Origin of the sequence: Streptomyces sp. NBC_00385, assembly GCF_035917155.1 — a bacterium.
Taxonomy (GTDB): Bacteria; Actinomycetota; Actinomycetes; order Streptomycetales; family Streptomycetaceae; genus Streptomyces; species Streptomyces poriferorum.
In genome coordinates this window covers 1641940-1653817 of sequence record NZ_CP107951.1, presented here as the reverse complement: position 1 = coordinate 1653817, position 11878 = coordinate 1641940, and the positions used below count along the sequence as shown (strand labels likewise).

Sequence of the window (11878 nt, the reverse complement as noted above, 5' to 3'; positions counted from 1 at the left end):
AGAGATCGCGAGCGGACGCCTGAACCGGTGACGCCCAGCCGTGGAAGGCACCCGGTCGTGGTGTGGCAGGCCGTCAGCCCGTGGTGCACGAGACCGTCGGCCAGTTCCAGGATCCGTTGGTCTGAATCGTCACCCCCCAGGTGTTTCCGCTGCCGTTGGGCTTCGCGGTCAGGACCTGGGCGCTGGGGTAGGCGGTGCTGACGTTCCAGGTGGAGAGGATCTTCTCGGGCGCCGGTACGTTCATGGTGACGGTCCAGTTACCGGCGCCCGTGACGGAGACGCCGAGGTTGTAGCGGTCGCTCCACTGCTGCCCGGCGGAGAGCGTCGCGGTGCAGCCGCCTCCACCGGTCCCGCCTCCGCCGGTGCTGCCGTCGGGCGCGACGGCCCGTCCGGTCTGCGGGGAGATCATGCCTGAGCAGAGGCCACGGGACGCGAGCGACTGAGCGATGCGCGGGATCGCGGCGAGGGTGTTGGCCGGCCACTCGTGCATCAGGATGACCTGACCGTTGGTGAGTCGTCCCACGGCCTGCACGATCGCGTCCGTACTGGCACCGTTCCAGTCCTGCGAGTCGACGTCCCAGATCACCTCCGTCAGTCCGTACTTGGCCTCGACGGCCTTGAGGGTGGAGTTGGTCTCGCCGTACGGCGGCCGGAACAGCTTCGGCGTGCCTCCGCCCGCGTTGGCGATGGCCTGCTGGGTCCGGGAGACCTCCGAGTCGATCGCGGCCTGGCTCTGCTGGATGAGGTGCGGGTGTGTGTAGCTGTGGTTGCCGACCCACATGCCGGCATTGATCTCGGCCTGCACCTGGCCCGGGGCGGAGGCGGCGTACTGCCCCTCGTTGAACATGGTGGCCCGCAGGCCGTTCTGCTTGAGAGCGTTGAGCAGGGCGGGGGTGTGGTCGTTGGAGGGGCCGTCGTCGAAGGTCAGGCCCACATAGCCGTTGCAGGCGGCGGCCGTCGCGGGAGCGGCGGCCGTGGCGGTCAGGCCCAGGGAGGCCGTCGCGGCGAGAGCGAGTCCGGCGGCCAGGGCGGCCGGATGACGGCGGGGAAGGAGATGCATGAGGTCCTCCAGGTGGCAGAGGCCCGGCCATACCGAAAGCGCGGCCGGACGCGTGGTGAAGGTGAGGGTCACCGCTGACGCGGTGGGTCAGCCGGCGCTGCAGGTGACCGTGGGCCAGGTCCAGGAGCCGTTGGTCTGGATGGTCGCTCCCCAGTTGTTGCCGCTGCCGTTGGACTTGGCCACGAGGGTCTGGCTGTCCGGGTAGCTCGTGCTCACGTTCCAGGTGGACAGCACCTTCTCGGGCGAGGGGACCTTCATGGTGACGGTCCAGTTGGCGGAGCCGGAGACGGAGACGTTCAGGTTGTAGCGATCGCTCCACTTGTCTCCCGCGGAGAGCGTCGCGGTGCAGCCGCCGGAGCCGCCGCCGGTGCCGCCGCCCGTTCCGCCACCGCCCGTTCCGCCGCCGGAACCGCCCTCGCTGACCGTGATGTTGGAGCTGCCGCTGCTCTGGTAGCCCTCGGTCGCCATGATCATGTAGTTGAAGGAGCCCATGCTCATGCCGTGGCTCGACCACGCGTCGAAGTGGTTGCCCGTGGTGATGGTGCCCCCCGTCCGCTTCGACTGGCGGACGCTCCAGTACTGCTTGAAGGTCTTGGTGCCCTCGATCGAGGGCTGGTTCACCCGGGTCGTCTCGTAGATGTCGTAGGTGCCTCCGTCGCTGGTGACCGTGCCCTTGAAGGTGCCGGTGGGACGGTACGTGCCGAAGTTCTCGACGACGTAGTACTCGACCAGCGGGTTGGTGGTCCAGCCGTAGAGTGCGAGGTAGGCGTTGCCCGACGGGTTGAAACTGCCGGAGTAGTTCACGGACTTGCGTCCGCCGGTGCTCCACCCCTTGCCGCCGACGAAGTTGCCGACGTTGCTCCACTGGTAGCCGTAGTTGCCGCCCGAGCCCAGCGTCATCGACACCGAGCCGCCGCCATCGCTCCAGTGCGAGTAGTAGTAACCATTGTTGGTGCCCGTCTGGTTCGAGTTGATGACGGTGTCGGCGCTGGCGGCGCTGGGCAGCAGCAGCACGGCGACCGCGGCCAGGGCGATCGCCCAGGAGCTTCTCAGCAGGGTCATGAAGCGTCCGGGTCTGCGTCTGCGGGGTGATGGCACGGGTGCGCTCATGTCGGTTTCCTCCAGGGGCTGTCACGTAGGAGTGATGCCGGACGGGTTCTGCCGGAATCGCCAACACAGTTGCTCCGACGCGTGGTTGGGCTCACGCGGCAGTCGTCAGTGGCGGTCCGGCCCGATCACGGAGTCTTGATCTGCCCCTCACGGCTGTCAATAGTTTCGGCAAGTGTTGCGAAACCTTCGGTCCTGCCGAAAAGGCATCCGTGGTGTTGTTTTTGCACTTCAGGAAGCAAGTTGAGTGCATGGAAACTGCTGCCGGTCGATCGTGGTGAGGTATGTGATCCATTCTGGATCATGGATCGCTTCGAAACTTTCGGGATTGCTTGAAGTGCGCGCCGCTCTCGGTGGGCAGGTCTGCGAACCGGGTTGCTGCCCAAGGTATTTGACCGAGCGTTCCAGATAGGTCTAGGGTCCTCGACGTGGCCAGGACCAAGGAATTCGATCCGGACGCCGCGCTGCAGTCGGCCCTTGAGCTGTTCTGGAGGCGCGGTTACGAGGCGACGTCGGTGGCGGACCTCGTTGAGCACCTCGGCATCGGGCGCGCCAGTATCTACGCGACTTTCGGCGGCAAGAACGAGCTGTATCTGAAGGCCATGGACCGGTACGCCGAGACGCGTGACCCGCTGCTCCTGGCCGAGCTGTCGCAGCCCGGCCCCGCCCTTCCCGCGGTGCGGGCGGTGGTACGCCGCTTCGCCGCGGAGGCGGCTTCACCGGAGGGGCGGCTGAACGGCTGCTTCGTCACCAACACCGCGGCCGAACTGGCCCCGCACGACCCCGCGGCGGCCCGTCGGGTCGAGATCAGCTGGGAGCGCCTGGAGGCCCCGCTGCACTCCGCGCTCGTACGGGCCCAGGCTCAGGGTGAGCTTCCCGAGTGCCGTGAGCCGCGTGCGCTGGCCCGCATGCTGCTCGTCCTGCTGCAGGGCATCCGGGTCGTCGGCAAGGCGTCGGACGATCCGGGCCGGGTGCGGGACGCCGCCGAGCAGGCGCTGACGTTGCTGGACTGAATCACGCCCGGCGGATTCGGTGGGTGTCGCCGAGTGCCACTCGGTGCTTCTGGGTGCCTCTGAGGTGCCTCCTTGCGCGCTCGAATAATGGAACGTTCGGTCAAATATCAGGGGGAGATATGACCGCCAAAGGCGCCGCCCGCGTCGTCGGCATGCGGTACCGATACGCCTTCGTGCTTCTCGGTATCGTCCAGACCACACTGATCTTCACGCTCGCCGCGATCGCCGTCCCCCTGCCCCGCATCGGGCGCGAACTGGACCTGGAACGCGCCGACCTGATCCTCCTCAGCGCCGCCTACGGGCTGACCTTCGCCGGACTGGTGCTCTTCGGCGGACGCCTGGCCGATCGCTACGGCGGGCGACGCACCCTCACCGCGGGACTGGTGCTCTTCGCGGCCGCCTCGGCCGCCGCCCCGTTCGCCCCCGGCATCGGGGCCCTGCTCGCGGCGCGCTTCGCCCAGGGCGCGGGCGCGGCCCTCGTCGCACCGGCCGCCATGGCCGTGCTCCGCGCCGTCTTCCCCTCCCCGCCCGAGTACGGCAGGGCGATGGCCACCTGGGGCGGGCTCTCCGTACTCGGCGCGACCGCCGGCAATCTGCTCTCCGGTGTCATCTCCGCGCTGCTCTCCTGGCGTTGGACCTTCGCCTTACCGATCGTGGTGGCGGTCACCGCCCTCGCCCTCATCCGCCGGCTGCTGCCGGACACCGCGCCGGACCCCGGCAGGAGCCTCGACCTGCCGGGTGCCCTGCTCGCCACCGCCGGGATCACCCTGGCCAGTTACGGGCTCGTCGTCACCGACGCCCGGCCCTGGTCGTCGGCCGCCGTGTTCGTACCGCTGCTCGGGGGAATCGCCCTGCTGGCCGCGTTCCGGCACGCCGAGCGCCGGGCCCGTGACCCGCTGCTGCCTCCCCGGTTCCTGCTCGACCGGCGGCGGTCCCTCGCCCTCATGGCCATCGCGCTGAGCGCCTGCGGGACGGCGATGACCTTCGTGGTCCTGTCGCTCCACCTCCAGCAGGTGCGCGACTGGTCACAGATGCAGACCTCGGCCGCCTTCGTACCGTTCGCCGTCGCCCTGACCGCCTCGGGCCGGGCGGCGGGACCGCTCGTCGGGCGGTACGGGCCCCGGGCCGTCACGGCCGCCGGAATGGGCACGGCAGCGGCCGGGCTCATCCTCCTCGCGTTCACCGGGCTCGACGCGCACACCGGCTACGCCTACGGGCTGCTGCCGGGCCTCGTACTGCTGCCGGCCGGCACCGCGGCCTCCTTCGCCGGCGCCGCCGTGCTCGCCACCGAGGGCGTACCGCCGGGGCAGACCGGGCTCGCGGGCGGCGTGCTGAACACCGCGATGGAATGCGGCCCGACCGTCCTCCTCGCCGTCCTGCTCACGCTCGGCAGCGACGCCGCCGCCCTGGCCGCGACCGGGACCGCCCTCCTCGTCGTGGCCTTCCTGAACCACCGCACCCAGTAATTCATCACTCAGGGAGTCACCGAAATGAACCGCTTCACCGGCAGGACCGCCCTCGTCACCGGCGCGGGCTCCGGCCTCGGCCGCGCCATCGCGCTCGCCTTCGCCGCCGAAGGCGCGTCCGTGGTCGTTGCGGGACGCACCGCGGCCTCCCTGGGCGAGACGGCCGGCCTCATCGAGGCGGCCGGCGGCACGGCTGCCGCCGTGACCGTCGACGTCACCGACTTCGGCCTGGTCCAGAACCTCGTACGCGAGACCGTCACCCGCTTCGGGGGACTGGACATCGCGGTCAACAACGCCGGGATACTCCGCGGCGCCGTACCCGTCGGCGAGGTGAGCGAGGAGGACTGGAACGCGGTGCTGCGGACCAACGTCACCGGCGTCTGGCTGGCCATGAAGCATGAGATCGCCCACATGAAGGAGAACGGCGGCGGCACCATCGTCAACATCTCCTCCAACCTGGGCGCACACCTGAGGATCCCCAACGCCGCCGCGTACATCACCTCGAAGGCGGCGGTCTCCGCGCTGACCCGCGCCGCCGCCCTCGACCACATCCACCAGGGCATCCGCATCAACGCCGTCAGCCCCGGCGCCTCCGCAGCCCCCATGTCGCTGCGGCCCGGTGAGACCGAGGCGGACCGGGCCGAGCGGGTGAGGACGGAGAACCCGCTCGGCCGGCTCGCGGAGTCCGGGGAAGTGGCGGCCGCGGTGCTCTACCTCGCCTCGCCCGCGGCCGGCTCGGTGGTCGGCACCGACCTGGTCGTCGACAGCGGGTCCTCGGCCTGACGGACACGCCACCGGCGAGCGGGCCGTCGCCCATCCGCGCGATCCGGTCCGATCGTCCCTGTGCACGGCGCACGCCCCGTCCCCGTCAGGGGTGTGCGCCGTGCACGTATGCCGAGGGCCGCCGCTGTCTATGGTGCGCGGACAGCCGACATCCGACAGCGCGCGGTCCGGCCCGTCCGCGCGGGCACGCGGACCGGCGTCGGATCAGGCCGCCTGGAGCACCTCGCAGGAGCAGTGGCGGAACTCCAGACCGAGCTCCTGGTCCACGGCCGCGCTCGAACGCGTGGCGGCTTCGGCGACCTTCTCCCAGGAGCCGTACTTCATGTAGAGCTGGTCCGCCGTCGGGCCGAGCGGGTTGCCGTACTTCTTCTGGTTGCGTGCCTCCAGCTCCGCGACCTGTTCCGGGGTCATGCCGGCGCGGATGACGTCCTTGGCGTCGTTGCGCATCTGGACCAGAGCGCGCGCGATGTCCTCCTCCGAGCGCCCTTCGGCCCGCATGGCGCACTCCGTGCGCTCCATGTCCACCAGGAGCTGGTGGTAGCGCATCCGCTGGTCGCGGGCGATCTCGCGCTCCTCCGGCGTCTCGCTCCGGATCAGGCACACGACCGGTTCCGGGCTGGTGCAGTCACCGTGGTCCGGGGCGGCCTGGGAGACGGGGGCGACGATCACCGAACCGCAGGCGGCGGCCGACCGGCACGGCTGGACCGCCCGCTCGGCGGCTGAGGCGGGCTGAAGGGGAAGGAGGACGACTTGGGCGACCAGCAGGGTGGGAACCACGCGGCGGGCCAGCGAGCGCAGAGTGTTCAGTGACATGCGCTCATCGTTCGGCAGACCACCACGGGAACCTGAGCGTGGCGAGGCCGGAACAACCCCCGTGGGCTGCGGACTCCACTCCGCCGAGTGAAGCGAGGACGCCGGCGGCGCGCCCGTGACCGGGTGCCGGACGCGGACGGCGGCGTACGCGCCACCGGCTACCAGCCGGTCCAGAGCAGGTGGTTGACCGCCAGTGCCACGACCGCCTGCGCGGCCAGCCAGCCGCGCCGGCCCCGGGTGGGCAGGAGGGCGGCCGCGGGGAGCAGCCAGAGCATGAACGGCTGCCAGATCCGTTCCGTCTCCGCCTTGCTCATCCCGGACAGGTCGGCCGCCAGCAGTGCCAGGAGCGCCGCCGAGACGAGCAGGACCAGCCGCTGCGTCGGAGCAGTCGTCCCGGAGCGCAGGGTGCGTAGCGCCCCTGGAACCCCCGCCGTACTGCGGCGCAGGCCCGCGAGCGTCGCCGGTCCGACGGCGATCGCCGTGCAGGCGAGGTTGGCCCATACCCAGTACCAGTAGGGACGGATGCCACCGGCTCCCTGGTAGTAGCGCTCGACGAGCAGGTGGTACGCCTCCCACCAGTTGAAGCCCGCGAGGGTGAAGGCCACCGGTACCACGAGAGCCCCCAGGACGAAGTGGGGGAGCGGCCGGGCGGTGCGGGTGAGGACGAGGACGGCGAGGAGCGGGAGCGCGATGAGCGTCAGACCGTAACTCAGGTAGCAGGTCAGTCCGTAGAGGAGACCGGCGCCGAGCGCGGCGGCTGCGGGGCCGCGGACCCTGCGGGTCGCGGCCAGGGCCAGCAGCGCGACGGTCCAGGCCGCGACCGCGGCGAAGTAGCCGTCCGCGGAGGTGCCCGCCCAGATCGCGACCGGTGCGAGGACGACGAACGGAGCGGCGCGACGGGCGGTGCGCTCGTCCGCCAGGACGCGTACCGCGATCAGGACGGCCACCGCGGCGGAGGCGCCGGTCGCGATGCACCAGACCCCGGCCCAGGCGCCGCCGCCGAGCCCGATGCGGTCCAGCAGGACGAAGGTGAGCGTGGCGCCCGGCGGGTGTCCGGCGACATGGGCGGGCCAGTTGTCCGGCGCGCCGCTCAGGATGTGTGCGTCGAAACCGCGCAGCGCGGCACCGATGTCGTCGAAGCGGCCGATGACCCGCAGGTACTCGTGCTTCGTGGTGAGCCGTTCGGCGATCCCGCGGCCCCAGCCGTCGATCATGGCCAGCGAGAGGACCCAGGCGAGCGAGGCGGCGTAGCAGCTGAGCAGCAGCCCCCGCCAGCGCAGCCGGTCGGCGAGGGCCGGGCCGTACGCGACGACGGTCGCGGCGACGACGGGCGCGATCCAGGTGCCCGGCCCGATGTGCGGATACCAGGTGGCGAGCAGGGGCGGCCAGTGGACGACGAGGGTGCGGGCGGGGTCGTCGAAGGCGCGGCCGACGAGTACGGCCGCGGCGACGAGTACGACGCCCGCCGCGGCGGCGGCCAGGTCGCGGCGGTGCCCGGTGCGCTGTGCGGGGAGCGGTTCGGTGGCGGGTTCGGTGCGGTCCTCGGTCTTCACGCACGCACCGTACGCACGACAGCGCGGTACACAGGCGTGGTGACCGGGCGCGTCACGGAACCGTCAGATTCCGGAGTGTCCGCGCAGGGGCGTGCGCCGAGTGGCCGTGCGTGTCAGGGGTGATGTCATCGTTTCGTCAGGAGTCGTAACCACCTCACCCCTCCCACCCCGGCATAGCGTCGGGGCATGGGCGACAGCCGTCGGCAGAGTCCGACCCCACCCGCGTTCCTTTCCCGTCTTCTCGGCGGACGGGCGACGACGATCCTCGAACATCTGCCCTCCGCGCCGGGGTTCTGGCGCAGCCCGGTGCGGGGTGTGCGGTTCACCGCGGTGCTCGGCCTCGTCCTGCTCGTCGGGATCACCGTGCTGTTCGTGACCGGTCTGCTGTCGTACGCCGCCTACAACCCGGACCTGAACCCGGTCAACGACAAGACGCCCGACAAGGGGCTGCTGGGCTTCTACCTCTTCGCGTGGCCGACCGGTCCGCACTGGCTGTACCGGCTGACGCAGGGGCTCCATGTCACCCTCGGCATCGTGCTCGTCCCGGTTCTGCTGGCCAAGCTCTGGTCCGTGGTTCCGCGGCTCTTCGCGCTGCCGCCGGCCCGTTCCCTCGGGCACGCGCTGGAGCGGATCTCGCTGCTCCTCCTGGTGGGCGGGGCACTGTTCGAGTTCGTCACGGGGCTGCTCAACATCCAGCTGGAGTACCTGTTCCCGGGCTCCTTCTACCCGCTGCACTTCTACGGGGCGTGGGTGTTCTTCGCCGCGTTCCTCGCCCATGCCGGGCTCCGGGCGCCACAGGCCGTACGGGTGCTGCGGTCGGGCGGGCTCAGCGCGAAGGTGCCGGACGATCCGCTGGAGTCGCCCGCGCCCGCTCCGCCGACGCTGTCCCGCCGCGGGGCGCTGGCCGTGGTCGGAGCAGGTTCGCTGGTCCTGCTGATCACCTCGGCCGGGCGGAGCTTCGACGGACCGCTGCGGCGTCTCGCCGTGCTCACTCCGCACGGCGCCGCCGAGCCGGGGTCCGGGCCCAACGGTTTCCAGATCAACAAGACGGCCGCCGCGGTCGGCGTGACCCCCGCCGATACGGGGGAGGGGTGGTGGCTCACCGTCAGCGGGCCTGCCGGGGACCTCCGGTTCACCCGGGAACAGCTCCTGGCCATGAACCAGTACAGCGCGGCGCTCCCGATCGCCTGCGTGGAGGGCTGGTCCACCTCGGACCAGTGGTGGCGCGGCGTACGGCTGAGGGATCTGGCCGCGCTCGCCGGCTACCCGGGCGACGCCCCGGGGGTGCTCGTGGAGTCCGTACAGCGCAGCGGGCCGTTCCGCCGGGCCGCCCTGCGCGACAACCAGGTGCGCGATCCGCGCTCCCTGCTGGCCCTCCAGGTCAACGGCGAGGACCTGACACCCGATCACGGCTATCCGGCACGGATCATCGTCCCGGCCGCCCCCGGCGTACTCAACACCAAATGGGTGTCCCGGCTGACCTTTGGAGCACTGTGAACCGCGTGAACCCCGGCGCCGTGGTGCGGCGATGGTACGGGGAAGGGCCTCTGCATCTCCTGCTGATGGCCGCCTCCTTCGCCCTGGCCGGCTATGCGGGCGTACGGCTGCTGGCGGGCGACACCTGGGGCGTGATCGTGTGGTTCGCCGGTGCCGCCCTCGTGCACGACCTGGTGCTGGTGCCGCTGTACGCGGGGGCGGACCGGCTGCTGTGCCGGGCGGCCGGCCGGCGCCCGGACCTGGTGAACTTCGTCCGGGTGCCGGTCTTCCTCTCCGGGCTGCTGCTCCTCGTGTGGTTCCCGCTGATCACCCGGCAGGCGGAGCGCTACGAGCCGGCGAGCGGGCTGTCCCCCGAGGTGTTCCTGGGGAACTGGCTGCTGATCACGGCCGCGCTGTTCTCGGTGTCGGCGGTCTGGCTGGTGGTCCGGACGGTCCGGCTGCGTCGTACGGAGACGAAGGAGCGGCCGTCCGCGTCCCACTGATCGACGCGGTGCAGGCCGTGCCGGCGGGCGTATCCCAGCAGCGCGGGCGTGCCGAGCCGGGCCCATGGGAACGGGGCGGCCGGTCCGGAGCTGGAGGCGCCCCCGTCGTCCAGCTGCACCCGGACCCGCTCGTCGATGTCGTGGGGCGCCGTCTCGGCGATGAGGAGTCCGCCCGGGGCCAGCAGGTCCGCCGCGCGCCGCAGCAGGCCGGACGGGTCGCCGCCGATTCCTACGTTGCCGTCCAGGAGCAGCACGGTGCCCCAGCGGCCCTCGCCCGGGAGCGGTTCGAAGACGGAGCGGCGCAGCGCGGAACCGCCGAGCCGCAGGGTGCGGTCGACCGCGGCCTCGCTGACGTCGATGCCCAGCGCGCGGTGGCCGCGGGCCGCCAGCGCGGCCACCAGCCTGCCCGGCCCGCAGCCGATGTCCAGGACGGGGCCCTCACAACGGCGCAGCGCCGACAGGTCGGCGGCGTCCGCGCCGGCACACCAGCGCTCCACGTCCAGCGGCAGCAGCCAGCCGTCCGTACGGCGGAGGAAGAGCGGACCGTGTCCGTTGCGCAGGGCGTTGGCGTAGGGGTCGGTGCCCCATGAGCCGGTGTCCCACGCGGTGACGTCCCCGTGCGGAGGGTTCAGCACGCCTTGATCGCGGCCTGCGCCGTTCATCGGACCGCCGCCCGGGTCAGCCGGGCGAGTTCGGCGGCGAACCGTCCGTCCGGTGCGCGTGCGGCGACGTGCGCGGCGTCGGCCGCGGTGTCCACGTCGCGCAGGAGCGGAAGGTCGCGGACGGACAGTCCGGCGTCGACCAGCCGGCGCCGCTGCACCGCACCGGTCTCGGGCACGGACATCGGCACGCCACGCAGCAGTACGGGGTCGGGTTCGGCCAGGCCCAGCGCCCAGAACCCGCCGTCCTCGGCGGGGCCGAACCAGGCGTCGCAGCCGTCCCAGGAGGTGGAGGAGAGGGCGGGGGCCAGATCGGCTGCCGTGATCTGCGGGGTGTCCATGCCGATCAGGAGGGTCGGCCCGGTGCAGGCGGCGAACGCGGCGGCCAGCCGTTCGTCGAGACCTCCCGGGCCCTGCTCCACCACCTCGATGCCGGGCGGCAGCCACGGCCCGGGCCTCCCGTCGAGGACGATCACCCGCCGCGCGGCGGGCAGCGCCCGGACGGTGCGCAGGGTGTCGGTGAGCGCCGCCTCGGCGAGGCGCGCGGCCTCGGTGGGGGAGAAGGGCGGGGTGAGCCGGGTCTTCACCCGGCCGGGCAGCGGCTCCTTCGCGATGACGAGGAGGGTCGTCACCCCGGCCGGGGCCGGGCGGGCCGTGGTGGACTCGGGCGCGTTCATCGCAGGGCCCCCATCCGGACCGGTGGCTCCGCCAGCACGGCGCGCATGTCACGCACCGCGTGCCAGGTGCCCCGCCAGGTGCCGGTGACCTTCGACTTCCCCGTGCGGGCGAGGTAGGGGACGTCCGTCTCGGTGACGCGCAGTCCCGCGTCGGCAGCGCGGACCACCATCTGGAGGGGGTATCCGCTGCGACGGTCGGTGAGACCGAGTGCCAGCAGATCGGCCCGGCGCGCGGCCCGCATCGGCCCGAGGTCGTGCAGCCGCAGCCCGGTGCGACGGCGCAGCATCCGGGCCAGTGCCGCATTGCCCGCCCGTGCGTGCAGTGGCCAGGCACCCGGTCCTTCGGGGCGGCGACGGCCGAGCAGCAGATCGCTCTCACCGTCGGCGACCCGGCGGACGAAGCCCGTCAGCAGCCCGGGGTCCAGCGAGCCGTCGCAGTCGCAGAAGCAGACGAACTCCGCCTCGGAGGCAAGCAGCCCCGCGTGACAGGCCGCGCCGAAGCCCCGCCGCGGTTCATGCACCACCGTCGCGCCGAGCGACCGCGCCAGCTCCGCCGAGCCGTCGGTCGAACCGTTGTCCACGACGATCGCCCGCCAGCCGGGAGGAACCGAGGCCAGCACCGCGGGCAGGGCGGCGGCCTCGTCCAGACATGGCAGGACGAGGTCGGCGCGGGGGCCGGAAGTATCGGAGGAAGGAATCACGCGGCTCACCCTACGGAGGAGAAACCGACAAATCGGGTTCCGGATTCTTACGAAATATGGACGTCGG

General features: G+C 71.9%; 11 protein-coding genes. 4 read left to right on the top strand and 7 right to left on the bottom strand.

All coding sequences use genetic code 11. The features are described from left to right. Positions 1-73: 73 nt before the first annotated feature. Both OG959_RS07195 and OG959_RS07190 read right to left on the bottom strand, forming a co-directional pair. A complete protein-coding gene (locus OG959_RS07195) occupies positions 74-1060 on the bottom strand; it encodes a polysaccharide deacetylase family protein (protein ID WP_326657341.1) in 987 nt (328 codons plus the stop codon). 87 nt (positions 1061-1147) lie between these two features. Beyond that, positions 1148-2122 (bottom strand): glycoside hydrolase family 11 protein, encoded by a 975-nt coding sequence (locus OG959_RS07190; protein ID WP_442805552.1) that lies wholly within the window; start codon positions 2120-2122, stop codon positions 1148-1150. A 473-nt stretch (positions 2123-2595) separates the two neighbouring features. Here OG959_RS07190 and OG959_RS07185 point away from each other — a divergent pair, with 473 nt between their 5' ends. The 3 genes from OG959_RS07185 to OG959_RS07175 all read left to right on the top strand — a co-directional run bounded on the left by OG959_RS07185 (position 2596) and on the right by OG959_RS07175 (position 5429). Then, positions 2596-3180, top strand: coding sequence for a TetR/AcrR family transcriptional regulator (locus OG959_RS07185; RefSeq protein WP_326657339.1), 585 nt, complete (start codon positions 2596-2598; stop codon positions 3178-3180). 119 nt (positions 3181-3299) lie between these two features. Then, positions 3300-4646, top strand: a complete 1347-nt coding sequence (locus tag OG959_RS07180; RefSeq protein ID WP_326657338.1) for an MFS transporter — start codon at positions 3300-3302, stop codon at positions 4644-4646. A 24-nt stretch (positions 4647-4670) separates the two neighbouring features. Then, on the top strand, positions 4671-5429 hold the full coding sequence (locus OG959_RS07175; protein ID WP_326657337.1) for an SDR family NAD(P)-dependent oxidoreductase: 759 nt from the start codon (positions 4671-4673) through the stop codon (positions 5427-5429). Positions 5430-5633: 204 nt separating this feature from the next. Here OG959_RS07175 and OG959_RS07170 read toward each other — a convergent pair whose 3' ends face one another. After that, positions 5634-6242, bottom strand: a complete 609-nt coding sequence (locus tag OG959_RS07170) for a hypothetical protein (protein ID WP_326657336.1) — start codon at positions 6240-6242, stop codon at positions 5634-5636. Positions 6243-6400: 158 nt separating this feature from the next. Then, positions 6401-7795, bottom strand: a complete 1395-nt coding sequence (locus OG959_RS07165; RefSeq protein WP_326657334.1) for a hypothetical protein — start codon at positions 7793-7795, stop codon at positions 6401-6403. Between the two features lie 186 nt (positions 7796-7981). Between OG959_RS07165 and OG959_RS07160 the strand changes: the two genes are divergently transcribed. Then, positions 7982-9292 carry a molybdopterin-dependent oxidoreductase gene (locus tag OG959_RS07160; protein WP_326657333.1) on the top strand — a complete coding sequence of 437 codons (1311 nt, stop codon included), beginning with the start codon at positions 7982-7984 and terminating at the stop codon, positions 9290-9292. 325 nt (positions 9293-9617) lie between these two features. Here OG959_RS07160 and OG959_RS07155 read toward each other — a convergent pair whose 3' ends face one another. Genes OG959_RS07155 through OG959_RS07145 form a run of 3 tightly spaced genes read right to left on the bottom strand, consistent with a single transcriptional unit; the run spans position 9618 to position 11811 of the window. Next, positions 9618-10436, bottom strand: coding sequence for a class I SAM-dependent methyltransferase (locus tag OG959_RS07155; RefSeq protein WP_442805551.1), 819 nt, complete (start codon positions 10434-10436; stop codon positions 9618-9620). After that, the gene (locus OG959_RS07150) at positions 10433-11110 is read right to left on the bottom strand and encodes a TIGR04282 family arsenosugar biosynthesis glycosyltransferase (protein ID WP_326657331.1); all 678 of its coding nucleotides are present in this window, start codon (positions 11108-11110) and stop codon (positions 10433-10435) included. The genes OG959_RS07155 and OG959_RS07150 overlap by 4 nt, the downstream gene beginning before the upstream one ends. After that, entirely contained in the window at positions 11107-11811 is a 705-nt protein-coding gene (locus OG959_RS07145) for a glycosyltransferase family 2 protein (RefSeq protein WP_326657330.1), read from the bottom strand. Before OG959_RS07145 ends, OG959_RS07150 begins: the two co-directional genes overlap by 4 nt. Positions 11812-11878: the final 67 nt, after the last annotated feature.

Bases quoted from the DNA above. Each gene is read 5' to 3' on its own strand.
- OG959_RS07160 (WP_326657333.1), top strand. From the start codon at position 7,982: ATGGGCGACAGCCGTCGGCAGAGTCCGACCCCACCCGCGTTCCTTTCC.
- OG959_RS07190 (WP_442805552.1), bottom strand. From the start codon at position 2,122: ATGACCCTGCTGAGAAGCTCCTGGGCGATCGCCCTGGCCGCGGTCGCC.
- OG959_RS07180 (WP_326657338.1), top strand. From the start codon at position 3,300: ATGACCGCCAAAGGCGCCGCCCGCGTCGTCGGCATGCGGTACCGATAC.
- OG959_RS07175 (WP_326657337.1), top strand. From the start codon at position 4,671: ATGAACCGCTTCACCGGCAGGACCGCCCTCGTCACCGGCGCGGGCTCC.
- OG959_RS07170 (WP_326657336.1), bottom strand. From the start codon at position 6,242: ATGTCACTGAACACTCTGCGCTCGCTGGCCCGCCGCGTGGTTCCCACC.
- OG959_RS07195 (WP_326657341.1), bottom strand. From the start codon at position 1,060: ATGCATCTCCTTCCCCGCCGTCATCCGGCCGCCCTGGCCGCCGGACTC.
- OG959_RS07155 (WP_442805551.1), bottom strand. From the start codon at position 10,436: ATGAACGGCGCAGGCCGCGATCAAGGCGTGCTGAACCCTCCGCACGGG.
- OG959_RS07150 (WP_326657331.1), bottom strand. From the start codon at position 11,110: ATGAACGCGCCCGAGTCCACCACGGCCCGCCCGGCCCCGGCCGGGGTG.